The 25028-nt window shown below is 62.8% G+C and carries 20 protein-coding genes and 1 tRNA gene; 15 read left to right on the forward strand and 6 right to left on the reverse strand.

Going from position 1 to position 25028, the window contains the following annotated elements; translation table 11 throughout:
• The first annotated feature begins 21 nt into the window (after positions 1-21).
• The 7 genes from MB84_RS13945 (at position 22) to MB84_RS13975 (ending at position 10688) form a co-directional block, all read left to right on the forward strand.
• Positions 22-960, forward strand: coding sequence for an alpha/beta hydrolase (locus tag MB84_RS13945; protein WP_052653358.1), 939 nt, complete (start codon positions 22-24; stop codon positions 958-960).
• A 28-nt stretch (positions 961-988) separates the two neighbouring features.
• Entirely contained in the window at positions 989-2335 is a 1347-nt protein-coding gene (locus MB84_RS13950; protein WP_046292216.1) for an efflux RND transporter periplasmic adaptor subunit, read from the forward strand.
• Positions 2336-2418: 83 nt separating this feature from the next.
• Positions 2419-5604 carry an efflux RND transporter permease subunit gene (locus tag MB84_RS13955; protein WP_046292217.1) on the forward strand — a complete coding sequence of 1062 codons (3186 nt, stop codon included), beginning with the start codon at positions 2419-2421 and terminating at the stop codon, positions 5602-5604.
• Positions 5605-5616: 12 nt separating this feature from the next.
• Positions 5617-7164 carry an efflux transporter outer membrane subunit gene (locus MB84_RS13960; protein ID WP_046292218.1) on the forward strand — a complete coding sequence of 516 codons (1548 nt, stop codon included), beginning with the start codon at positions 5617-5619 and terminating at the stop codon, positions 7162-7164.
• Between the two features lie 517 nt (positions 7165-7681).
• The gene (locus MB84_RS13965; RefSeq protein ID WP_052653360.1) at positions 7682-8113 is read left to right on the forward strand and encodes an RcnB family protein; all 432 of its coding nucleotides are present in this window, start codon (positions 7682-7684) and stop codon (positions 8111-8113) included.
• Positions 8114-8488: 375 nt separating this feature from the next.
• Positions 8489-9604 (forward strand): HPP family protein, encoded by a 1116-nt coding sequence (locus tag MB84_RS13970; RefSeq protein WP_046293807.1) that lies wholly within the window; start codon positions 8489-8491, stop codon positions 9602-9604.
• A gap of 349 nt (positions 9605-9953) precedes the next feature.
• Positions 9954-10688, forward strand: a complete 735-nt coding sequence (locus tag MB84_RS13975) for a hypothetical protein (protein ID WP_046292219.1) — start codon at positions 9954-9956, stop codon at positions 10686-10688.
• Between the two features lie 93 nt (positions 10689-10781).
• Here MB84_RS13975 and map read toward each other — a convergent pair whose 3' ends face one another.
• Positions 10782-11621 carry a type I methionyl aminopeptidase gene (map, locus tag MB84_RS13980; RefSeq protein WP_046292220.1) on the reverse strand — a complete coding sequence of 280 codons (840 nt, stop codon included), beginning with the start codon at positions 11619-11621 and terminating at the stop codon, positions 10782-10784.
• Positions 11621-11875, reverse strand: a complete 255-nt coding sequence (locus MB84_RS13985) for a ParD-like family protein (protein WP_046292221.1) — start codon at positions 11873-11875, stop codon at positions 11621-11623. Before MB84_RS13985 ends, map begins: the two co-directional genes overlap by 1 nt.
• Positions 11876-12157: 282 nt before the next feature.
• Between MB84_RS13985 and MB84_RS13990 the strand changes: the two genes are divergently transcribed.
• The 4 genes from MB84_RS13990 to MB84_RS14005 all read left to right on the forward strand — a co-directional run bounded on the left by MB84_RS13990 (position 12158) and on the right by MB84_RS14005 (position 17414).
• Positions 12158-12553, forward strand: a complete 396-nt coding sequence (locus MB84_RS13990) for a DUF2946 family protein (protein ID WP_052653362.1) — start codon at positions 12158-12160, stop codon at positions 12551-12553.
• A gap of 369 nt (positions 12554-12922) precedes the next feature.
• Positions 12923-13945, forward strand: coding sequence for an IS110 family RNA-guided transposase (locus tag MB84_RS13995; RefSeq protein ID WP_046293183.1), 1023 nt, complete (start codon positions 12923-12925; stop codon positions 13943-13945).
• A gap of 265 nt (positions 13946-14210) precedes the next feature.
• Positions 14211-16352 (forward strand): TonB-dependent receptor, encoded by a 2142-nt coding sequence (locus MB84_RS14000; RefSeq protein ID WP_046292222.1) that lies wholly within the window; start codon positions 14211-14213, stop codon positions 16350-16352.
• A gap of 123 nt (positions 16353-16475) precedes the next feature.
• Positions 16476-17414 carry a pirin family protein gene (locus MB84_RS14005; RefSeq protein ID WP_046292223.1) on the forward strand — a complete coding sequence of 313 codons (939 nt, stop codon included), beginning with the start codon at positions 16476-16478 and terminating at the stop codon, positions 17412-17414.
• A gap of 18 nt (positions 17415-17432) precedes the next feature.
• Here the strand turns inward: MB84_RS14005 and MB84_RS14010 are convergent, their stop codons facing one another.
• Positions 17433-19016, reverse strand: coding sequence for an MFS transporter (locus MB84_RS14010; RefSeq protein WP_046292224.1), 1584 nt, complete (start codon positions 19014-19016; stop codon positions 17433-17435).
• 100 nt (positions 19017-19116) lie between these two features.
• On the opposite strand from MB84_RS14010, the gene MB84_RS14015 reads away from it, so the two are divergent.
• Positions 19117-20022, forward strand: a complete 906-nt coding sequence (locus MB84_RS14015) for a LysR family transcriptional regulator (RefSeq protein ID WP_046292225.1) — start codon at positions 19117-19119, stop codon at positions 20020-20022.
• Positions 20023-20029: 7 nt separating this feature from the next.
• Here the strand turns inward: MB84_RS14015 and MB84_RS14020 are convergent, their stop codons facing one another.
• A complete protein-coding gene (locus MB84_RS14020; RefSeq protein ID WP_157122728.1) occupies positions 20030-20617 on the reverse strand; it encodes a hypothetical protein in 588 nt (195 codons plus the stop codon).
• 204 nt (positions 20618-20821) lie between these two features.
• On the opposite strand from MB84_RS14020, the gene MB84_RS14025 reads away from it, so the two are divergent.
• Both MB84_RS14025 and ndhC read left to right on the forward strand, forming a co-directional pair.
• A complete protein-coding gene (locus MB84_RS14025) occupies positions 20822-21136 on the forward strand; it encodes a DMT family transporter (protein WP_046292227.1) in 315 nt (104 codons plus the stop codon).
• Positions 21137-21310: 174 nt separating this feature from the next.
• Positions 21311-21670, forward strand: coding sequence for an NADH-quinone oxidoreductase subunit A (gene ndhC / locus MB84_RS14030; RefSeq protein ID WP_046292228.1), 360 nt, complete (start codon positions 21311-21313; stop codon positions 21668-21670).
• Positions 21671-22415: 745 nt separating this feature from the next.
• Here ndhC and MB84_RS14035 read toward each other — a convergent pair.
• Positions 22416-22502 (reverse strand) — tRNA-Leu (locus MB84_RS14035).
• Between the two features lie 309 nt (positions 22503-22811).
• Here MB84_RS14035 and MB84_RS14040 point away from each other — a divergent pair.
• The gene (locus MB84_RS14040; RefSeq protein ID WP_046292229.1) at positions 22812-23687 is read left to right on the forward strand and encodes a squalene/phytoene synthase family protein; all 876 of its coding nucleotides are present in this window, start codon (positions 22812-22814) and stop codon (positions 23685-23687) included.
• Positions 23688-23758: 71 nt separating this feature from the next.
• On the opposite strand, the gene MB84_RS14045 is transcribed toward MB84_RS14040, so the two are convergent.
• Positions 23759-24985, reverse strand: a complete 1227-nt coding sequence (locus MB84_RS14045; protein WP_046292230.1) for a DUF1501 domain-containing protein — start codon at positions 24983-24985, stop codon at positions 23759-23761.
• Positions 24986-25028: the final 43 nt, after the last annotated feature.

The following is a 25028-nucleotide window of genomic DNA, read 5'->3' on the forward strand; positions in this document are numbered from 1 at the left end:
CTCGCGCGAACCCGAAGCCATATGTCAGCCAACGCCAAGTCGCCCTCGGGAAAGTCGGCACAACCGGGTAAAGCCGGTCAAACCGGCAAGCTGCTCAGCACCGACGACGCACTGCGCATCGAAGAGGTCAGCATCGCGGGCCATTCCGCCCCCGTGACGCTGCGCCTGTACCGGCCGGTCGGCTTCGCCACGCCCGGCGCTGCCCAGGCGCACGCCGGTCAGCCGGGCGTCGTCGTGCCGCTCGAAGCGCATCTGCCCGCCGTGCTGTACTTCCACGGCGGTGGTTTTTGCAAAGGCTCGCTGGACGATGGCGATGCCGCCGCACGCTACCTTGCGTCGAGCGTCCCGGCGCTGGTCGTCTCGGTCGGCTACTCGCTCGCGCCCGAGCACCCGTTTCCGGCAGCGCCCGAAGACGCCTGGTGCGCAGCCCTCTGGCTGCACCGTAACGCTCGCCGTTACGGTGCCAGTCCGCGCCGTCTGGCGGTGGCCGGACACGACGCCGGCGGCAACATTGCCGCTGCCCTCACGATGATTGCCCGCGATCGGGGCGAAATCACGGTGTCGGCGCAGGCGCTGCTCGCACCGCTGCTCGATCCCAGCATGACGCGTCTGGCCGACGGTCGCACACCTAGCGACATCGAAGCCAACGAGTGCGCCCGTTGCTACCGCGCCTATTTGCCGCACGCGACGCAGCGTCTGCATCCGTACGCCGCACCGCTGGAGTCGCGCCGTCTCGCGGGGCTGCCGCCCACACTGATCGCCTCCGCCGAACACGACCTGTTGCACGTCGAAGCTGAAAAATACGCTGCCGAACTCATTGCGGCCGGCGTGCCGACAGAAGTCACGCGCCATCGCAGCGCGTCCCATTACGGCCTGGCCGCCCTGCCCGCAGCGCTGCGGGAGGTGGCCACCTTCCTGACACGTCGGCTGGCACCGCCTGCCACCGGCTCTACCCAGTGAGTCCAATCCGATCCCGGAGATTTGAATAATGACCACCCTCGCTCGCAAACCCGTACTTATCGCCGCTGCCGCCACGGCCGCGCTTCTGGCTATCGGCACGCTCACTGTCGTGCGCGTCGACGCCAGCACGCCCGCCGCGCAAGTCATGCCGACTGTCGAAGTCGACGTTGCCAACGTCCTTTCGCGCACCGTCACCGACTGGCAGAGCTACTCCGGCCGCCTCGACGCCGTGGATCGCGTCGATATCAAGCCGCTCGTGTCAGGCACCATCACCGCCGTGCATTTCAAGGACGGCCAGCTCGTGAAGAAAGGCGACCCCCTCTTCACGATCGACCCGCGTCCGTACGCCGCCGAAGTCGACCGCGCCGCAGCACAGCTCGCTTCGGCACAGGCGCGTGACGTCTTCACCAGCACCGACCTCGCGCGTGCGCAGCGCCTGATCGCGGATAACGCCATCGCTAAGAAAGACTTCGACCAGAAGGAAAACGCGGCACGCGAAGCCGTCGCCAACGTGAAGGCCTCGCAAGCTGCGCTGGAAACGGCGCGCATCAACCTCGGCTACACGCAGATCGTGGCCCCGGTGGCCGGTCGCGTCTCGCGCGCGGAAATCACCGTGGGCAACACCGTTTCGGCAGGCGCGCAATCGCCCGCACTGACGACGGTAGTGTCCGTCTCGCCGATCTACGCAGCCTTCGACGTCGACGAGCAAACGTACCTGCGCTACCTCTCGAAGGACACCAAGACGAACGGCGTGCCGGTTGATCTGGGTCTGGCCAACGAGTCGGGTTATTCGCGCAAAGGCACGGTGTACTCGGTGGATAACCGCTTCGACACGACGTCCGGCACGATCCGCGTGCGTGCGCGCTTCGACAACGCCGACGGCGCGCTCGTGCCGGGTCTGTATGCACGGATTCGCGTCGGTGGCGGCGAGCCGCACCCGGCGCTGCTGGTGGACGAAGCCGCTGTCGGCACCGACCAGAGCAAGAAGTACGTGATGGTGGTGGATCAGGCCAACAAGGCGCAGTACCGCGAAGTGCAACTGGGCGAACGCCACGGCGGTCTCGTGGAGATCGCAGGCGGCCTGAAGGACGGCGAGCGCATCGTCGTCAACGGTCTGCAACGCATCCGTCCGGGCGATGCCGTCACGCCGAAGGTGGTGAAGATGGCAGGCGACACGGGCGACGCTCATGACATCGCGCCGACGGCCGTCGCAACGACCGGTACGGCAGACGCCGCTAAGGCCCCTGCCCCTGCCCCCGCCCCGGCAGCAGCCGCTAACGAGGCGTCGACGACGCAGAAGACTTCGCAAAACGACAGCAAGACGCAATCGGTCGCAGCCACGAAAGCCGTGGCGAAAGCCGCTTCGCGTTCGTAAGGGCTGTCGAGCAACCCATGCGAGAAATGCGCGTGCAGGCACACAGCAACATTGCACGCTGAACGACACCCCAGAGTTTCGTCATGAACATCTCAAAATTTTTCATCGACCGGCCCATTTTTGCGGGCGTGCTTTCGGTCCTCACGCTACTGGCCGGCCTGATCGCCGTGTTCCAGTTGCCGATTTCGGAATACCCGGAAGTGGTTCCGCCGTCGGTCGTCGTGCACGCTCAATACCCCGGCGCGAACCCGAAGGTGATCGCCGAAACCGTTGCGTCCCCGCTCGAAGAGCAGATCAACGGTGTGGAAAATATGCTGTACATGCAGTCGCAGGCCAACAGCGACGGCAACCTCACCACGACGGTGACCTTCCGTCTGGGTACCGACCCGGACAAGGCGCAGCAGCTCGTGCAGAACCGTGTCTCGCAAGCGCTGCCGCGCCTGCCGGACGACGTGCAGCGCCTGGGTGTGACGACGATCAAGTCTTCGCCCACGCTCACCATGGTCGTGCATCTGATCTCGCCGAACGACCGTTACGACATGACCTACCTGCGCAACTACGCGCTCATCAACGTCAAGGATCGCCTCTCGCGAATCAAGGGCGTGGGTGAAGTGCAGATGTGGGGCGCGGGTGACTACTCGATGCGTGTCTGGCTCGATCCGGCCAAGGTCGCCCAGCGCGGCCTGACGGCATCGGACGTGGTGCGCTCCATTCGCGAACAGAACGTGCAAGTGGCCGCCGGTGTGATCGGCGCGACGCCTGCCGGTCCGAACACGCCGTTGCAACTGAACGTGAATACGCGCGGTCGTCTGAACACGGAAGAAGAGTTCCGCGACATCATTCTGAAGACCTCGCCCGACGGTGCCGTCACGCATCTGAGCGATGTAGCCCGCGTGCAACTCGACGCGTCGTCGTACAGCCTGCGCTCGTTGCTCGACAACAAGCCGGCCATCGGTCTCGGTATCAACCAGTCGCCGGGTGCCAACTCGCTGCAAATTTCGGACGACGTCCGTGCCGCGATGCTCGACCTGCAAAAGGACATGCCTCCGGGCGTGGAATACCGCATCGCGTATGACCCGACGCAGTTCGTTCGCTCGTCGATCGAAGCCGTCGTGCACACGCTGCTCGAAGCCATCGCCCTCGTGGTGCTGGTCGTGATCGTGTTCCTGCAAACGTGGCGTGCGTCGATCATCCCGCTGCTCGCCGTGCCGGTGTCCATCGTCGGTACGTTCGCCCTGTCGCTCGGCTTCGGCTACTCGATCAACGCGCTGTCGTTGTTCGGGATGGTGCTGGCCATCGGTATCGTGGTGGACGATGCGATTGTGGTGGTGGAAAACGTCGAGCGGAACATCGCTGCCGGTCTCTCACCGAAGGAAGCGACGTACCAGGCAATGCGTGAAGTGAGCGGGCCGATTATCGCCATCGCGCTGACGCTGGTTGCCGTGTTCGTGCCGCTCGCGTTCATGTCGGGTCTGACGGGTCAGTTCTACAAGCAGTTCGCCATGACCATCGCCATCTCGACGGTGATCTCGGCCTTCAACTCGCTGACGCTCTCGCCGGCCATGGCCGCGCTGCTGCTCAAGGACCATCACGCCAAGCCGGACTGGCTCACGCGTCAGATGAACCGTTATCTTGGGGGATTCTTCGCAGCATTCAACCGCGTGTTCCATCGCGGTTCGGAAAAATACGGTCAGGGTGTGACGCGCGTGATCGGCCGCAAGGCCGTCATGATGGCGATCTTCGCGGTGCTGCTGGGCGTGACGATGCTGTTGGGCAAGGTGGTCCCGGGCGGCTTCGTGCCCGCGCAGGACAAGGAATACCTGATCGCCTTCGCACAGTTGCCTAACGGTGCGTCGCTCGATCGCACCGACAAGGTGATCCGCGATATGTCGGACATCGCACTGAAGACCCCTGGCGTGAAGAACGCTGTCGCATTCCCGGGTCTGTCGGTGAACGGTTTCACCAACTCGTCGTCGGCCGGTATCGTGTTCGTCACCCTCAAGCCGTTCAGCGAGCGTAAGGACAAGTCGCTGTCGGCCGGTGCCATCGCAGCGAAGCTCAACGGCGAATACGCCAAGAACAAGGACTCGTTCATTGCCGTGTTCCCGCCCCCGCCGGTGCTGGGTCTGGGTACGCTCGGCGGCTTCAAGCTGCAAGTGGAAGACCGTGGCGCCCTCGGCTACGAAGCGCTGAACAACGCCACGCAGGCGTTCATCAAGAAGGCTTCGCAGACGAAGGAACTGGGCCCGACGTTCTCGTCGTACCAGATCAACGTGCCGCAACTGAACGTCGACCTCGACCGCGTGAAGGCCAAGCAGTTGGGTGTGCCGATCACCGACGTGTTCGACACCATGCAGATCTACCTCGGTTCGCTGTACGTGAACGACTTCAACAAGTTCGGTCGCGTGTATCAGGTCCGTGTGCAAGCCGACGCGCCGTATCGTGCGCACGCCGACGACATCGGCCTGCTCAAGACGCGTAACGTCAATGGCGACATGGTCCCACTCTCGTCGCTGGTGAAAGTCTCGCCGACGTACGGTCCGGAAATGGTGGTGCGTTACAACGGCTACACCGCTGCCGACATCAACGGCGGCCCGGCCCCGGGTTACTCGTCGGGTCAGGCGCAGGCGGCTGTGGAGCGTATCGCGGCGGAAACGTTGCCGCGCGGTGTGAAGTTCGAATGGACGGACCTGACGTATCAGCAGATCCTCGCTGGCGACTCCGCGCTGTGGGTCTTCCCGATCTCGGTGCTGCTGGTGTTCCTGGTGCTGGCTGCGCAGTACGAAAGCCTGACGCTGCCGCTCGCCGTAATCATGATCGTGCCGATGAGCATCATGTCCGCGCTGTTCGGTGTGTGGCTCACGCGGGGGGATAACAACATCTTCACGCAGATCGGTTTGATGGTGCTGGTGGGGCTATCCGCGAAGAACGCAATTCTGATCGTGGAGTTTGCGCGGGAACTGGAAATGCAAGGTCGTACGGCCATCGCTGCCGCCATCGAAGCCAGTCGTCTGCGTCTGCGCCCGATTCTGATGACGTCCATCGCGTTCATCATGGGTGTGGTGCCGCTGGTGACGTCGACGGGCGCGGGTTCGGAAATGCGTCATGCCATGGGTGTGGCCGTGTTCTTCGGCATGATCGGGGTGACCGGTTTCGGTCTGGTCCTGACGCCGGTGTTCTACGTGCTGCTGCGTACGCTGGCGGGCAAGAAGCCGCTGCATAGCGCGCACGCCTCGACCATGCCCGCCAACGTCAAATCCGAAGTCTGAAGGATGCCAATCATGCAAGCGCAATGGATGAAAAGAAGTCTGGGCGTCTCGGGTTTGCTCGCCACCCTGCTGGTGGTGGCGGGCTGCTCGATGGCTCCCACATACGAAGTGCCGACGGTGACCGACAAGGGGACGCCGACGGCCTTCAAGGAAGCCGCACTGCCCGCAGGCGAAGCGGGCACGTGGAAGACGGCCGAACCGTCGGAAGCGCTGGCGCGCGGCGAATGGTGGAAGGTGTTCGGCGACGCAACGCTCGACAAGCTCGAAGCCGATGCGTTGTCCGCCAACCAGAACCTGAAGGCCGCCGCCGCCCGCGTGCAGGAAGCGCGTGGCGTGCAACGTCAGGCCCGTGCAGCGCTCTTCCCGACGCTCGACGCCGGGTTCGGCCCGTCGCGTCAGAAGGTCTCGCCCGCCTCGCAGATGCAGCCGGACGGCACTAACATCGCACCGTTCACCCTGTGGCGTGCGCAGGCGAGCGTCGGCTATGAAGTCGATCTGTTCGGCCGTGTGTCGGACAACGTTGCCGCGGCCCGCGCCGACGCCGAGCAAAGCGAAGCGTTGTACCGCTCGGTGCAGCTCGCGTTGCAAGCCGACGTTGCGCAGAACTACTTCAATCTACGCGAACTCGACGCCGAACAGGCGCTGTACACGCAGACGGTCACGTTGCGAGAAGAAGCGCTGAAGCTGGTGCAGCGGCGCTTCACCGAAGGCGACATCGGCGAGCTGGACGTCGCACGCGCCAAGGCCGAACTGGCCACGGCGCAGTCCGACGCGCTGGCGGTTGCACGTTTGCGTGCGGCGTCCGAACACAGCCTGGCGATTCTGCTCGGCAAGACCCCGGCGGAGTTCTCGTTCGCGCCCTCGCCGCTTGTGCCCGTCACTGTGCAAGTACCCGCAGGTCTGCCGTCGGCATTGCTTGAGCGCCGCCCGGACATCGCGGCGGCCGAGCGTGCGATGGCCGCAGCGAATGCGCGCATCGGTGTGGCGAAGGCAGCGTTCTTCCCGTCGCTGTCGCTGACCGGTTCGGGCGGATTCGAAGCGGCCACGTTGGGCGACCTGTTCAACTGGTCGAGCCGCACGTTCCTGCTGGGACCGGTCGTTGGCGGCCTGCTCTCGATGCCGATTTTCGATGGCGGTGCACGTAGCGGCAATCTGTCGCGTGCCCGTGCGCAGTACGAAGAAGACGTCGCGAACTACCGTCAGCAAGTGCTCGTAGCGTTCCAGGAAGTCGAAGACAACCTGTCGAATCTGCGTCTGCTCGCGCAGCAAACGCGTGCACAGGACGATGCCGTCAAGGCGTCGGGCCGCGCCGCGCAGCTCTCGCGCACGCAGTATCAGGAAGGCTCGATTGCCTATCTGGATGTGATCGACGCCGAGCGCACGGTGCTGCAAACGCGTCGCAGCGCGGTTCAACTGGCCGGTGCGCAAGCCGTGTCGACCGTCAACCTGATCCGCGCACTGGGCGGCGGCTGGGGCGACTTGCCCAAGACGCCCGCCGATGGCGCTCCGGCCGCCGTACCCACGGCGAACGCCACCGGTGCGACGGTAGCGGCCCGCTGAGTGACCGCTTAGTGAGTTGAGTGGTATCGCGGCGCGTTCAAACGCGTCGTGAGACAGCCGGGACATGTTGTGTTGAATCACATGTCACGGCAGCAGGCGCGGCGTTCTTCCCCCCGGGAACGTCGCGCAGCGATGGATGCATCGAACCGGCGGCCGCGCTCGTGCCCCCAAAGACGAGAGGCGTGCCGACCTGCCCCCGACGCGCGCCTGGCGAGCCGCCGGTCTCGATGCGCCTCGTACGGTGCACGCGCCGTCGCGCCCATCCAACGGGTTTCTTCCCTGCGTCCCTGCTTGCCCGGCGCATGCCCCATGTCAAACGACACCCGGCATGTCCGGGCTTTTTTTCGCGCTGCGATGGTAGGATGGACGTACGGCTTTCGTCTTTTTGGTCTCGTTTTCGCCGCTTGCGCTGTTTTATGCGAAATGCGAACGGCCCGCAGGCGTTGGCCGTCGCTGGCAAGTCATCTCGAATGCTTCCCCCGCGTTCGGTCCCTCGGCCCTACGATAAGGAGTGCGAATGATGAAGATGCGAAAGACACTGTCGCTGTGCCTCGCCGCCGGTCTGGCGGTTTCCTCTTCCCTCGTCCTGGCACAGGGCGGCCCGCCGCCCCAGGGTGGTATGGGTGGCCCGGGTGGTCCGCCCCCGGGGCATCAGCCGGGCGGACCGCATGGAGGTCCTCCGGGTCATGGCCCGCAAAAGAGTCCACATGGAGGTCCGCCGCCGCACGCTCAGGGCGGTCCCGGCAACGATTCCTCCTGGCAGCATCCCGACTGGCGCAAGGGCGACCGCGTGCCGCAGCAATACCGCGATGCGCAATACCGCGTCGACGACTACCGGCAGTACCGACTCGACGCGCCGAAACGCGGCCACCACTGGGTTGGCGTGGGGGGCGACTTCCTGCTGGTCAATGGTTCGGGCGTGATCGTCCAGATCGTGAGCGGGCACTGATCGCCGACCGATGCCTTAGCCGCTCGTCGGCGTCGTAATTTACCGCTGACTCGCCAGCCGTACGGCAGGGCCTCGCGCCCTGCCGTATTTCGTTGGTGCTTCGTCTTCGCGGGCCATCTGGCGCTAGAAGCGTCCGCTCCCCGCCCCGCCCCAATCCTTCCCGCGCCAGCAAGCTTCACGCCCTTCCCGTCTCGTTTTCCTCGATTTGGTGCGCCGCTTTGAAGCTCGTTGGCTCCGAACCGTAATTTCGCTGCGGCGCAGCATTAAAATCACGCGCTCCTGATCTCCCAATCCATCGATATACGATATATCATGCACAAAATATCAAGACGACGCCCCAGAAAGGTGCGTTCGATGGAGCGGGACGACATGGCAATGACACGACGTGATGTGAGGGATTGGATGGCGGGTTTTCTGCCCGCCGTGGTGGCCGTTCACTGGCGCGAGCGTCTGCGCGCCGGCATGGGCGCACTATGCGGTATCGCTGTGACGGGCGGCCTGATGCTGTGGCTGCTCGGTCCCGCCTCCTACATCCCCTGGCTGGTGGCCCCGATGGGTGCGTCGGCCGTGCTGCTCTTCGGCGTGCCCGCCAGTCCTCTCGCGCAACCCTGGTCGATTCTCGGCGGCAATCTCGTGGCGGCCGTCGTCGGCGTGACGTGCGCCATGTTTATTTCGCCCCCCGTCATTGCCGCCGCGACTGCGGTCGGTGTGTCCATCGCACTGATGTTCACGTTTCGCTGCGTGCACCCGCCTTCAGGCGCCGTAGCCCTCACTGCCGTGCTCGGCGGCCCGGCGGTTCATGCGCTCGGCTACGGCTTCGTGCTCGAACCGATTGCGCTTCAGTCGGTCATGCTGCTTGGCTCGGCCATCGGCTATCACGCGATCACCGGCCACCGTTACCCGCACGCGATGAAGGCGCAAGCACCGGCCCGTCCGGTCAATGCGCAAGCGATTCCCGTGACGACGGCAGACGCCGAAAAGGCCCTCGCCCGTCGCAGCGAATTGCTCGACATCTCGGCCGACGATCTGGCCAGCCTGCTGCGCGACACGCAACGCGAAGCCTTCGCCCGTCGTGCGCGCGAACTGACAGCGGCCGACGTGATGGCGCCGCCGCTTGTCAAGGTGCAGGCGCATGAGGAAGTCCCTGTGGCGTGGCGCTTGCTGCAACGCCATGGACTGGACGCCGTGCCGGTGGTCGATTCGGAAGCACGCGTCATTGGACTGTTGACGCGGCACGATCTGCACACGCGACGTGCGCGCCGCCAGAACTGGCCGCGCTTCGGCGTCTCGTTGGGGGCCGGTCAACGCCCTGCCGTCCGCGATCTGATGCAAGGCAATCTCAAGTCGGCCACCGCGGGCATGCCGCTCTCCGAACTAATCGCACTCCTCTCGACGCAACGCCACGGCACGCTGCCCGTGCTCGATGACGCCGCCCGACTCGTGGGCCTCGTCACACACGCCGACGTGCTGCGCAAAGTCGTAAACGCCTGAAGCGTCGGCCGTCCGTCGCCTGCGCGTCGATCCGGCGTCGCAGGCCGAATCCTCCCATCCCGCCAAGCCACGCGCGTCCCCACACACGTCTCGCAGCACCGTCCGTCTGTCCGCCACAACAGGCGCTATTCCCCCGTCGTTGCACGATTCGTTGCAAGATTGTCAGCCGTAGGCCGATCTGCAAGAATGGCGTCGAAGTAACGCAGTCACGCCGTACAGCTTCGACCACCGAAGCAAAATAAATCGCTCAGGGGGAAACATGGAACCGATAACGTTCAAGCAGTGTTTCGTAGGAGCATGGATCGACGGTTTTAATGCGTTACGCAATCGGCCGCTATTAAGCCTGATAGTGGCCCTCGTTGTGCTCGTGTCGTCCGCACTCGGCATCTCGCTGAAGCAACTCGCGAGCGCCGCCGCGCAAGGGGGCGATGCGACTTACCGCCTCAATATCGCGCTTCTGTCGCTTGGCGTCGGACTCGTCAATCTGATCGCGCTCGCGGTACTTGCCGTTCATATCCTGCGCTATGTCATTCTCGGTCCGGACGTCGCTCGGCAATCGCCCTGGTTCGGTCGCGACGTGTGGCGTTATATCTGGCTATCGCTGCAACTGGTGATCGCTATGATGATCGCGGCTTTCATTCCCGCGTTTATCATCGGCTTCGCCATGCGGATGAGCGGAAGCAGCCATTCCTACGCCCTGCTCGCCACGTTCATCGCGTTAATGGCTTGCGCGGCGGTCTTCGTCATCACCCGCATCTCACTCATTTATGCGCAGGTTGCGGTCGGACGCAGCAAACGCTGGGGCGCCGCGTGGCAGGATTCGCGGGGACATTTCTGGTCGATGTTCGGTACCGCGTTCGTGACGTTCCTGCCGCTCTTCGGCACCGGCATCGTGATCACACTGCTGCTGGCGCTGGTCCTGAGATTCATGCCGGAAGTCACCATTGCGGTACTCGGCTCGCTGATCCTGAAGACGGTGTTCTCGATTGTGTGGCTCGCCGTGGCTTGCGGCGTCGGCGGGTGGCTGTATCACCGCTATGCCAATCAGTTGCTGCTGATGGACGGCGCACCGGACGATTTGTAAAACGCGACGCATAACGAACGCAAACGGGGCGCAAACTTTGCGCCCCGTTTTCCATTTCAATGACGTCCTGCGTCGTGCCGACAACGCCCCCGGTCAGGCCGCATTCGCCGCTTTCTCGGCCGCGCCGCCAGCATCGAGCGCGCCATAGCGCGCATATTCGCCAAGCCCGTCCGGCCATGGTGTGAGCACCTGAAAGCCCGTCTGCGTGACGGCCACCATGTGCTCCCACTGCGCCGAGAGCGAGCGGTCGCGCGTGACGACGGTCCAGCCGTCCGCGAGCTGCTTCGTGTCCGGCTTGCCAACGTTGACCATCGGCTCGATGGTGAAGATCATGCCCGGGCGCAACGTCAGGCCCGTGCCGGGACGTCCGTAGTGCAGCACCTGCGGATCGTCGTGATAGGTCGTGCCGATGCCGTGCCCGCAGTAGTCGCGCACGATGCTGAAGCCTTCGCGATGCGCGACCGACTGAATTGCGTAACCGACATCGCCCAGCGTCGCACCGGGGCGCACCGCGCGAATGCCTGCGACCATCGCTTCGTAGGTCGTGTCGACCAGACGCTTGGCCAGGATGCTCGGCTTGCCCGCGTAATACATGCGGCTCGTATCGCCGAACCAGCCGTCCTTGATGAGGGCGACATCGATGTTCACGATATCGCCGTCGTGCAACTTCTTGTCGCCGGGAATGCCGTGGCACACCACGTGATTGACCGACGTGCACACCGTCTTCGGATACCCGTGATAGCCGATGTTGGCCGGGATCGCCTTCAATTCGTCCACGATGAAGTCATGACACAGACGGTCGAGTTCGTCGGTCGTGACACCGGGCTTCACATGCTCGCCGATCATCGCGAGCACTTGTGCGGCCAGTTCCCCGGCGCGACGCGACAGGGCAATTTCTTCGTTCGAGCGGATGACAACGCGTTCGCGCACCATTAGGCCACCTTATTCATGACGGTGACGGGTGCACCGGTTGCTGGAGAAGCGGCAACGCCGGTCTCACTGACCGGCGCACCATCGGATTCGATGAGTCGACGGCAGATCTCACCGTAACTCAGCGTGGGATTGAGTTCGGCGAGCATGCCGACGCGCAGCCAGTGTTCGGCTTGCGCGTTGATCGAGCGACTGAGCGCACCGCTGGTATTGCGCAGCGCTTCATGCATCTGCTCTGATATCTTGACGATACCCATAGGGCGGGGTCCTATATACGAAATAGCTACGAAACGTATATTACCAGCCCATCGCCGAATTGTCTCGCCTGCGCGACGAATTCCAGCTCAGGCTCGCCCCGTCAGGCAAACCCGGGCCGTCCCCTCGACATTCGGCGGTGGTTCCCGGAAAGTGAAATGAACGTGTCGGCGCAGCGCGACAAATTGCCGCAACACGTGGCGTCCGCCATGAATTTGCACCCATTGGAGAAATGATTCGTATTACTGCGTGATAGCATCGCCGCTCGTCGTCACGAACGCGGTTTGTCGCCGCGCGCACTGAACATGCCGGTATGGTCACGCAGCAAACGCATCGCATGGGTCGGCTTCGCCGCCATGTGGATGCTGCTTTGCGCGCCGCTGATCAGCCAATATCTGCGCGCGCACCCGTCGTCCATCGACGATGCGCTCTCCAGCGCGTTCTGTACCAGTCTCGACGAAACGGCAGCACAGGGTCGGCACGCACCGGTCACGCACGCGACGAGCGCCGCCTGCGGCTATTGCTCGCTGCTGGCGCACACACCGCCCCTTCCACCCTCCCCGCTGACACTCGCCGACATACGTGTCGGCGGACCACGCATCACCCCGTCGCCAGCGCTGCCCCATAGCGGCACGCTGCTGCGCCTCACCCCGCCGTCGCGCGCCCCGCCGCACGTCTGACACCCTCAGGTCGTTCGTTTCGCCGAAGTCCCGCACGTCGTGTCGCCTGTATCCGTGGCGATGTAGATGCGCGGGCGGGCGCGTTCGATCGCCTCATTGCATCGACTCCGATTTTCACGGCTGACGCCCATCGCACACCGACCGGCGGCGGCCTGCACACGTCAGCCCATCGCCGTCTAGCGGCGCATGGACCGCGTGTGCCCGACAACGATAACCAGACAGATGGTATGAACGCCGCCCTCCCTTCGCGCTGGATTCAGGCCCCGGACACGGAAGTGACTTTGGGAGTGTTGGGTCCCTCCAGAACCGAATGGCATCAATGTGCCAAAGTGGAGGTGTCGCGACCACTTGAGGAACGGAGGGACCATCATGAATACTACGACGTTCGGGCTCGACATTGCAAAGCGGGCTTTCCAGATGTATTGGGTCGAAACGGAAACGGGAGAGATTGTGAACCGGCGGTTCACGAAGCAACAGGTTATAGAATTTCTTGGCCAGCGACCGGCCGGACGGGTGGCTTTGGAAGCCTGCGGAAGTGCGCACTGGTGGGCACGCAAGATCGTAGCGCTGGGTCATGAAGTCGTATTGCTGCATGCGAGATTCATCCGCCCGTTCGTCCAGAATAACAAGACCGATGCGACGGACGCTCGTGCGATCTGGACGGCAGCACAGCAACCCGGCATGCGTTCGGTAGCACCGAAGACAGCGGATCAGCAGGCCACGCTGGCCCTGCATCGCATGCGTTCACTGCTAGTCAAGTCACGTACCATGCAAGTCAACCAGTTGCGCGGCCTGCTGTACGAATTTGGCGTGACGCTCAAAGCGGGTCGCGTCGCCGGCCTTGCCGAGGTCCGCGAGCGACTACATGAAATCGAAGAGGTCGTTCCGGGCACGTTGTTCGATGCGCTGCGCGACCAGCTTCAGCACATCGAGCGGATCGACGGCGAGATCAGGAAACTCGAGAGACAGATCGTTGCCTGGCAACGACAGGAGGCGGCATGTCAGCGGGTCGCTACGATTCCAGGTATCGGACCATTGACGGCGACAGCCCTGGTCGCGACGATCGGCGATCCTGCTGCATTCAAATCCGGACGTGAGCTTGCCGCGTACCTCGGCCTGGTTCCCAGGCAAAGCGGTACAGGCGGCAAGGTACGGTTGGGCGGCATAAGCAAGCGCGGCGACAGCTATATACGCATGCTACTGATTCACGGTGCACGAGCGGTCATGTTCAAGAGCAGGAGCAAGGGCGCCTGGAGCGAGCAACTGTCCCTGCGTCGGCCTACGAATGTGGTTGCCGTCGCGCTGGCAAACAAGATGGCGCGAACAGCGTGGTCGTTACTCGCGCACGACAAAACTTACCAGACAGACTACGCAGCACAAAGGGCTAGCTGAAAAGCAGGGGTATCGAGCACGAGTCACGCAGACAGGTTGCGAAGGTCGATAACGATGTGATGGCGAGACAGGTTGGTCCGCAAGAACGTAAGCCTGATTGACGCTGTGCGCTTCGAGCGCGCTAGACAGTAGAGGTCGTTCTTGGCGAATTCCATCAGGGCGCGCAGGCTGGCCTGCAGACGCCGGATATAAGCCTGCAACCAAATTCTCGTCCAATGTCACAACGATATTACCTTGCAAGCCGGGCGGCGTTCATATAAGCGTCATGAAAACGTCAATTCCAGTGCGCACCGCCATCGCGGTGGCCATTGGCTCGCTCTGCGCCCTCGCGCACGCCGCCGACAACAGCAACAACGCGATCACGACCAGCGCGCAAAACGTCGAACTTCCCGCCACGCAGGTACAAGCGGACGTCGTGAAACCGCTCGACGAACCGGTACAGACCGGCAGTCGGCTCGGCCTCTCGATCAAAGAGACGCCTGCGAGCGTAGAGGTCATCGACCGGCAGCAACTGGTGGAACGCGGCGACGCGAACATCGTCGACGCCGTCAGCCGTGCGACCGGCATCAACGCATCGCCCCATCCGGGCAATGGCGGATCGGAACTCGGCGCGCGCGGCTTCGTCGGTAGCGCGTCGGTGACACAGCTTTACGACGGCGTGCGTCCATACGGCGCGATCGGCGTCACGTTCCCGTTCGACACATGGTCTGTGGAGCGGATCGAGATCCTGCGCGGCCCGGCGTCGGTCATCTACGGCGAAGGTGCCATCGGCGGTGTCGTCAACATCGTGCCGAAGAAGCCCGAGCAGACGCCGATCGAGAACGAAATTCAGCTGGGCATCGGCACCGAGAAGACCGGCCGCGCGGCGTTCGGCAGCGGCGGCGCGATCAACGACAAGCTTTCCTATCGCTTTGACGCGAGCGCGAACAGTTCGAACAACTGGGTCGACCGAGGCAACTCGCACAACGCGTCGTTCTCGGCCGCCATCAAGTACGACTTCACGCCACGCTTTTCCGTGACGGCCACGCTCGCCGAGGGCAATCAGCATCCGATGCAGTACTTCGGCGTGCCGCTCGTGAACGGGCGTCTGGACCCGGCGACTTATCGGAAGAACTACAACGTGGGTGACTCGCTCATCACTTTTCGTGACAGTTGGGCGACGCTGGGGGCCACGTGGCGTCCCACAGACAATCTCACGATCACGAGCACGCTGTATCGCATGAAGAGCAAGCGTCACTGCAAGGACGCGGAGTACTACAACTATGTCCCCTCAAGCGGCCTCGTGCAGCGCAGCAGCTACACCGAGATCCTTCACGATCAGGAACAGATTGGCAACGTTACGACAGCGACGCTCAAGGGTCACATATTCGGCATGGAAAACACCGTGTCGGCGGGCTTCGAGTTCAATCACACGACGTTCCAGCACACGAATAACTCGCCCTACTCGGGCACGTCGCTCGTCGATCTGTACAACCCCGATCCCGGCAACTTCGTCAACGTGGCAGGCACATTTCCCAAGTACCGTTCGCAGGCAAACCAATACGCGTTCTTTGCCGAAAACCGTCTGAAGGGCACGTCGCGCTGGTCGGTCATTGGCGGCGTGCGCTACGACCACGCCAGCATCAACCGCGACGATCTGATCGCAGGCGCCGCCTTTTCCAAGGACCTCAGCTACACCGGCTGGCGCGTGGGCACGGTCTATGACGTGACCGCCAACACGAGCGTTTACGGTCAGTACTCGGTCGCTGCCGACCCCATCACGTCGCTGCTCTCGCTCACACCGGCCAAGGCAAAGTTCGATCTTGCGACTGGCAAACACATCGAGTTCGGCGTGAAGCAGGATTGGCTCGACGGCCGCGTCGACGGCACGCTGTCGGTCTATCGGATCGTCAAGAACAATCTGCTCACCGTCGACCCGCTCAATCCGTCGCTGAGTCTTCAAGTTGGCCAGCAGTCGTCGCGCGGCGTCGAGCTGACCGTGGGGGCGCAGTTGACACGCAACGTGCGCATCGATGCCAACGGTACGTGGCTACGCGCCAAGTACGATCAGTTCGACGAAAGCGTGGGCGGTGTGTCCGTCTCGCGCGCGGGCAACATTCCGGTCAACGTGCCTCAGCAGATGGCGAATCTGTGGCTGAGCTGGCGCTTCGCACAGGCGTGGACGGCCAGCGGCGGGCTGAAGTATGTCGGCAAGCGTTACGCCGATACCGCGAATACGCTGACGCTGCCGTCTTACACGACCGTCGATCTGGCGCTCGCGTGGAAGCCGCGCCGCGATCTCACGTTGACCGGACGCGTCTACAACGTCTTCAACCGGCACTACGTGCAAACGGCCTACTACAACAATACGCAGTGGCTGCTGGGCAACGACCGTCGCGCGGAGCTGGTGATGAGCTACAGGTTCTGACGCGTTAGCCGCATTCGCCATCGCGATTGTTCCGTCTGCGTAACTTCGAGTTACCGAACCGCCTATATTCCGTGATGACGCGCGTCGCTATGATGGACCCCATTCAAAGTGCGGGGAGATGACATGAGCAACGTCGGCAATAGCAGCGAATTCGTGCGGATTTCGGACGTCGTGAGCGGTCACGACATGACCATTCGCGATGGCTTTCGCGCCAGGCATTTCGCCGAACAGACGTGTGGCGGCCTGATGGACCCGGTCGTCATGCTGGATCATTTCCACATGACGGCCCCGACCTTCGCACCGCATCCGCATGCCGGGATTTCGGCGGTGACCTACATGTTCGAGGACGCCGTCGGCGCGCACGTCAACTACGACTCGCTCGGCAACCACGGCCCTATCGTGCCGGGTGCTTTGCATTGGTTCGCGGCCGGACGCGGCGCGGTGCACACCGAGCAACCTGAAGGCGACGACCACCATGTGCACGCCCTGCAAATCTTCGTCAATCTGCCCGCGTCGCAGAAGTACGACGCGCCCTATGCGTTCGACGTCGAACCCACCGAAATTCCCGAGGTCGCGTCGCCCGGTGTGCGCGTGCGGGTGGTTCTGGGCACAAGCAATGGGGTGACGGCGAAGAAGAACGACAACCTTCCCCAACCGTTCACCCTGCTCGACGGGTTCCTGACGGATCACGCCGCGTTCCACCACGATTTGCCGCGCGGCTGGAATGCCACCGTCTGCGTGATCTCAGGGCATTTGCAGGTGGATGCCGACGGCGCGACGCGGAAACTGAGCGCTGGCGAGGCGGTCGCCGTCGGCTTGAGCAAGCGCGCGACGACCGACGTCCTCGCCATCGGTTTGCTTGCCGGGCCGGACTGCCACTTTGTGGTGTTGTCCGGACCGGCGCTCGGTGAACCGCTGGCGAAACATGGCCCCTTCGTCATGAACACGGTCGAACAGCTCAACGACCGGATGTCGGCCTACCAGCGCGGCGAATTCGGTTCGCTGGACGAGGAGACTTTTCCTCAGCTCAAGGCATACCGGACTCGGGCGAAAGCGCTGTAACAGGCTAGCGCCTGAGCCTTACAGCGTCGGCTCGCACACGCGCTCGGCGGCGGCTGACGTCGGCTCGCGTCCCCGCTCGACGTCGCGCCCGCCCGCCCCGAACGCCACCACGCTCAGCAGCGCGAGCACCCACGCCCCTACCACGCCGTACGCCATCACCCAACCGAAGCCGTGCACCAGCGCCGCTTGCACGACCTGTCCCTGCGGATCCGCTGCCGCGAGCGCCGCATTGCTTTGCGCGAGATGTTGGAGACTTCCGGCAGCCACTTTCTCGGCGAGCGTGCGCAGCGACACCGCGTCGAAGATGCCCGGCAATGCGTTTGCCAGCGACGTGGTGACCCCCTTTAGCAGAATGAAGCCCATCAGCGCGATGTTGATGGCGAGGCTGATCAGCCGCGCGCTCATGTCGATCCCCGACGCCATCCCTGCGCGATTGGCCGACACGGCGCCGGTGGCGGTGTTGGTGACGGGCGTATTCGTCATGCCCAGGCCCACGCCGCAAAGCAGGCTGCCGGGCAGCATCGTGAGCCAGCTGGCATGGGCCATGCCTGAGCCGATCTTCATCAACAGGAAGCCGAGGCCGATGGTAAACAGACCGAGCGGAATGACACGGCGGGCGTCGATGCGCAACGACAGACGCTCGGCGAACGGCGGCATCACGAGCGTCGGCAACGTGTACGCCAGCAGCGACAGCCCCGCGTTCACGCTGCTGTAACCGAGCGCGCCCTGGAAGTAGATCGGCAGATAGATCATGAACGACCAGTAGCTGAAGTTCATGCCCATCGAACCGAACATCGCGCCGGAGAAGCGTCGGATGCGGAACACGGAGAAGTCGAACATCGGCCGCGGGCTTCGCTTCTCGATCCAGAGAAACGCGATGAAACTGACGAGCGTCGCCGCTGCGATGCCCAGCGCCTGCGGACTGCCCATGCCGAGATCCGGCCCTTGCGTGATGAAGTACACGAGACCGAACGTGGCGAGCGACAGCGTGACGATACCCGGCACGTCGAGATAGTTCGCATGCGGATCGCGAGACTCCTGAACACCGACGAACACGAGCCCCAGTGCGACGATGGACAGCACCACGTGCACGAGGAAGACCCATTGCCAGTCGGCCACAGCGACAATCATGCCGCCGATGATCGGGCCGAAACCCAGACCGATGCCGAAGATGATGCCCCACGCGCCGAACGCCTTGCTGCGCTCACGTCCCTCGCGGAACTGGTGCGAAAGCACCGCGACCTGACAGATCAGCATCGCGCCCCCGCCCATCCCCTGAAGGAAGCGGCTGACGATGAGTACCGGCGCGCTCTGCGCCAGCCCGCAGGCGAGCGACGTCAGCGCGAACACCACGATGCTGATGACGTAGACGCGACGTCGTCCGAACCGGTCCGCGAGCGATCCTGTCGCCATCAACACGGTGGTGCAGGCGAGCGTGTAGGCGTTCATGATCCATTGGATTTCCCGGAAATCCGCAGGCAGTACACGTTCCAGCGTGGAGAGGATGGTCGGCACGCTAGAGATTTCAAGGCCGAACATCAGCGATGTCAGGCAGACGGCGGCAAGCGCTAGAGCGTTCTGGGACGTGCGAGAGGGTGTCATGGGATTCGCGAACGAGAATGAAGTCAGAGGTAATATATCGGGAACAAGATTCCCGATTACTGATATTTCTTCCCGCAATACGCAACTTTAAAGACCCAATATGACGAACAAACTCGACGGTGTGGCCGTCTTCGTTCAGGTCATCGAAGCTGGCAGTTTCACGCTCGCGGCGGAGCGCATGCATCTGACGCGTTCGGCCATCGGCAAGGTGATATCGCGACTGGAAGCGCGGCTCGGCGTGCGTCTGCTTCATCGCACGACGCGTAGCCATACGCTCACGGAGGCGGGACGTGTCTATTACGAGCGCTGCGTGCGGGCGTTGGCCGAACTCGATGCAGGCGCCGCGGAGGTCGAGAGCGGCTTGAGCGAGCCGCGCGGACGACTGCGTGTGAGCGTGCCGATTGCGTTTGGTCATCAGTGCGTGGCGCCGGTGTTGTTCGGGCTGGCGCGTCAGCATCCCAAGCTGCAAATCGACATTTCGTTTTCCGACCGAAGCGTCGACCTCATCGAGGAGAACATCGATCTGGCGGTGCGCATCGGCGAGCTACGCGATAACACTACGCTCGACGCCCGGCGCATCGGCACACAGTACATGAGCATCGGCGCGTCTCCTTCCTATCTGGCGGAGCACGGCATGCCCGTCGCGCCGGACGATTTCGCCGACCACACAGGCATCTCGTATTCGCGCAGCGGGTCGATGGCGCGGTGGCACATGCTCGACGACGACGGCGTCGAGCACGCGTTGCAGATTACCCGTCAGCTAAGTCTCGACGATGTTCAGGCGATTGCCGATGCGGGGATTGCCGGGCTGGGGCTGGTGTATTTGCCCTGCTGGTTTCTGGAGCAGCATGCCGCGGCAGGGCGGTTGGTGGTGGTGCGCAGCCGTTGCGGGGTGCGTCCGCAAGCGATTCACGTGGTGTGGCCGAAGTCGCCCTATCTGCCTTCGAAGACGCGCTGTGCTATCGACGCGCTATCGACGGAGATTCCTATGCTCAGGATTGGATGAGGTGAGGTCATTCGATCGTTAGCGCGCCGCGCATCATCTCGGTGGGTGTCGTGACGCTCGCCGACTTTCTGGAACGCGCACGGCAGACAAGCCGGATATCGGGGATAAGTTCGTCAGGAATCGGGATGTCGTTGGCAAGGACACTGCGCATACCGGCGAGCACACCAGCGGCATCCGCCTCTTCGGCTCGGGCACGCACCATCAAGACTTCGATTGCAGCGATTTCCGCACGCGCCGACGCAAACGAAGACGCGCCGGAGCGACCGATGTAGTCGCAAAAACTATCGCGCAGCGAACTTACCGACGCAACGTACCGGCGCGTGTTGAGTATCCGGGCCATGACGCCATTTCGGGCGAAGACGTCGAGCACCGCGGCGTCGACAAAGAGTCGATGGTCGGTGAGCAATTGTTCGAGCGTTCGGTGACGGAGATCGGGAATGGCGCGCTCTGCGACGCGTGCGACTGAGGTGCGATACCGTGCGCGCAGTGCGACGTCGCGTCTGGCGAGACTGTCGAGTTCTTTGCGGGACTTGTCCATTGCAGCGGCGAGGCGCTCGATGGCCTCGCGCATGTCCTGATTTCCGGGGTACTCCATCGCTGCTCCGACCATTCAGGGCACACTGGCGACATGCCAATGACGATCCTGATCATCTGTCGTCAGCGATCCTACCCATCAATCTCGGATAAACCGTGGAGACATTGCGCAGAATTGGTTGAACTCGTATAGTGACGGGCGTGAGGACGACCTCACCTGTGACGAGACACTCCGGGACGGCCCGGCTCTTTTTTGGAGAGCCATATGGCTTGGATCTATCTCACGCTTGCAGGTGTACTGGAAGTCCTCTGGGCTTACACGATGAAGCAGTCTGCCGGCTTCACGAAGCTCATCCCCTCTGTAGTCACGCTCGTGACGATGGCCGCTAGCTTTGGTTTGCTATCGGTTTCCATGAAATCCCTTCTGCTGGGCACGGCTTACACGATCTGGACTGGCATCGGTGCCGTTGGCGCATTTGTCGTCGGCATTTTCGCGCTTGGCGAAAGTGTCACCACCGCCCGCATCGCCGCCGCAACGTTGATTGTCAGCGGCCTGATCCTCATGAAACTGTCGTCGTAAACGACGACCTCGTTTTGAGTCTTTCGAACCGGCGAGGCGCTTGCGTGACTCGCGTTGGTGTGGCCTATGACTCGGTTTGGGATTCACTTCGATGCGCCGGTTGGCTTGTGCGAACGTATGCGCTCGCACGTTTGCGTTGACAAGGGCACACGCTTCCTTTGATTGGATCGATTGATGGACGTCTCAGAATACTACCCAGCACTTCTCTTTCTCGTCGTGGCATTACTGATGGGGGTGGGCTTACTCTTCTTAGCAAAACCCATCCGGCCAAGCAGGCCCGACGATGCAAAAAACTCCCCTTACGAATGCGGATTCAACGCCTTCGGTGACGCACGCAAGAAGTTCGACGTCCGCTTTTATCGCGTCGCAATCTTCTTCATCATTTTCGACATTGAACTGGCCTTCACCATCCCCTGGGCGGTCTCACTGCGCGAAGCAGGCATGGTGAGTCTGGTGGCGATGATCGTGTTTCTTGGGGTATTGGTCCTCGGCTTCGCTTATGAGTGGAAGAAGAAGGCATTCGAGTGGGAGTGATTGAATCTTGCTCACGCCCATTAATGCCGTGATCGCATAACGCGAAAAAAGCCCCGACGGCGAGATCGTCGGGGAAAAGACTGCCACATGGACGGGAAGGAGCGACCATGCAAGAGCGAGTGTAGTGAGCGGCACCACTCGCGGCTCACATCCGCAATGTGGGGACACGGTATTGACGACGACATCATGAAATCGAATTCCGCCGATAGCGCCGCCGCATGCGGGTTCGACGGGATCGAACGATCAACACCATGCGTCGACCGACAAGGGAAATCTAAGAAGAAGACCAAAGGCGACCGAAAATTCCCGTACACCACCCGGACATAAAAAAGCCCCGGCATTCGTCAATGCCGGGGCAAGCACTTCCTCTCACGACACACACGACAGGGGACTGCCATGCATGAACAAAGTCTACGGTGCTGGCCGTCGGATAGGGGGCGTAGGGATTGAGCGACGGATAGGCCCGTACGACCTACAACTCGCGTGCTTCCCGAAAACCAGCGCCAATGCTGAGTTTCGCCAGTTCGACGTATGCGATACGAGTCAAACAGCGTTAGCGAAAACTAGGACAAAGACTATGAGCCAGCGCGAACGATCGACGCGGATGTGTGCGGAATGCGTAGCTAGACCCAACGAGGAACCACACGCGAGACGCAACGAAGGCCGAATGCCAACGCTAGGTGGCGGGAGCTGATATCTATCAGGAAGAAGTGAGACCTACGAAACCGATGCCAAAACGGAAAGTTGGTGCGAGGAAGGGGACTCGAACCCCTACACCCTTTCGGGCGTCAGGACCTAAACCTGGTGCGTCTACCAATTTCGCCATCCTCGCAGCCCGTGGGCGTCGTACCTTTTAGGTGCGACATCCCGGCATCGGGTCGACGACATGCATGCGTCCTGTCGGACATGAAAAAGGGCGACTTGTCGCCGCCCCACTGCATGCGTCAAAGCAGGCGTGTATTCTACACGAACCGATTTCGACCGGCAATCTCCGCCCGAGCCCACTCGATCCCAGGCGCCCGGTCGGCTCGCAATGCTAGAATTCGCACCAATTCATGGCTTCTGCCCGAGTGCGCACTTACGCGCCTAAGCGCCTACGCACCGATTTCCGGGCACCTGGCCAAACCGATACCCCATTCGCATGCAACCCCACGAGACCGCCGACGACGCCTCCGGCTCCCCCGCCAACATCACCCAGGCCAACGCGTACTGCCGCCAAAAAGCAGGCCCGCCCGGATACGCGCTCTATTACGCCCTGCTCCAACTGCCGCCGTCCAAGCGCGACGCCGCTTATGCCGTCCACGCCTTTTGTCAGGAAATCGCCGATATCCACTCGGCCGTTCATGACCCCGGCGTCGCACACGCCAAGCTCGACTGGTGGCGTCAGGAACTGGCGCGCCTCTTTGCAGGCAACCCCGCACATCCGGTCACGCGAGCCCTCCTTTCCGTCGTGGAGAACAGCAAGCTCTCGCGCGAAGCTTTCGAAGCCGTCCTGCACGGCGCCGAGATGGATCTCTCGCAGATGCGCTATCTCGACTTCGCCGGCCTCACACACTATTGCGACGCCGCCGGTGGTGCCCCCGCAGAACTCACGTCCAAAGTCTACGGCTTCGACAACCCGCAAACGCCCACCCTCGCCCGCGCCCTAGGTCACGCCATCACGCTCGGTCGACGTGTCACCGACGCCGGTGTCGACGCGCGCTCCGGCTACGTCTATTTCCCCATCGACGAACTTCAGCGCTTCGGCGTCACCGCCGCCGACATTCAGAACGGCAAGTACTCGCCCGCCTTCGTCGAGCTCATGAAGTTCCAGCACGCACGCGCACGCGGGGCCATCACCGACGCCGCCGCCGCAATCCCTAAACAGGATCGTCGCAAGCAACGTCCGCTACTTGCCCTCGCCGCGCTGCAATTGGCATTGATGGACGAAGTCGCCGCGAGTGACTATAAAGTGCTCCATCAGCGCATCGACCTCACGCCGCTGCGCAAATTCTGGCGTGCGTGGCGAGCGCGCTGAGCTTGAGCGCCCTACCCCTGACACCGACCGTGGGCTCGAATCACAGCCCACGCCGTCACCCCCTCCACCACTCAAACCCGCATCACATCCAACGGCTTGAAGGCGCCACCCAGCACGGGTTGCGGGTTCAAACCCCACCAGCGCTGCAGCACCGTCGCGTAGATGTCGCGGAAATCGACGGCAAACGGCAAGTTGCCGTTGCCATCCAGCCGATCCAGTCTCGGCGCTTCGCCATACAGGCCCCCACGCACACGTCCACCCGCAATGAAGTGCGGCGCGACCGTGCCGTGATCCGTCCCGCCACTCTGATTTTCACGCGGACGCCGTCCGAACTCGGCATATGTCACGATCATCGTCGACTGCCACCGGTTCAACTCCGTCAGCCCGGCCCGCAACGCCATCATCCCCTGCGACAACTGACGCAACAGGTTCGCCTGCTGACCCATCTGGTTCTGGTGTGTATCGAAACCATTGAGCGTGAGACGCAACACCGCCACGCCACGCCCCGGCTGCGGCACACCCGCAGGCGAATCCGCCGCAGCGACCACCTGCAACGCCGTCTTCACCACGTTGCCGAATGCCCCCTGCGGCATCGGCGTGCGCAAAACATACTGCCCCTGGCGTGGACGCAAACCGTCCGCGGCCTTCACGATGTCGTTCTCCACCCGCAGCACGTGTGCCAACGCGGGATTGCTCACCTGCGCCGCATTCGTCGACGCCAGACTCGCATCGCGTAAAAACTGCGCCGGATTCGTCAGCGTCACCGCTCGCGCCCCACCGCTCAACGGCCCCAACTCCGCACTGCCGACAATCACACCATCGGCGTCGAAACCAAACGGCACCGCCTGCTCCGCGAACGCACGCGACAACCACCCGTCACGTAAATACTCATCCGAGCGCGACGCCGTATTCCAGATCTCAATCGACCGGAAGTGCGAAAGATTCGGCTGCGGATACCCCACCCCCTGCACAATCGCCAACTCGTTCGCCTGCCACATCGGCAACAAAGCGCGCATCTCCGGATGCAAACCACTGTGTTCGTCCAACTGCACCACCTGCTCGCGCTTGATGCCAATCGTCGGACGCAAGCTCGCATACATTGCGTCCGCATAAGGGATGACGGTATTCAACCCATCGTTACCCCCCTTAAGCTCGATCAGGATCAGCAAGTTGCCGTAGTTGCCGCCACCGCCCGGCAATATCCCGGCCAGATCGCGCGCAGCGGCCAACACCGGTGTCGGCGCAAGCCAAGCCGCACCGAGACCACCAGCGAACGTTAGAAAATCACGTCGACGCATCTCACACCTCTCATGACCCGCCCGGACTCACCGCCCGAGCGCA

Origin of the sequence: Pandoraea oxalativorans (assembly GCF_000972785.3) — a bacterium.
Classification (GTDB): Bacteria; Pseudomonadota; Gammaproteobacteria; order Burkholderiales; family Burkholderiaceae; genus Pandoraea; species Pandoraea oxalativorans.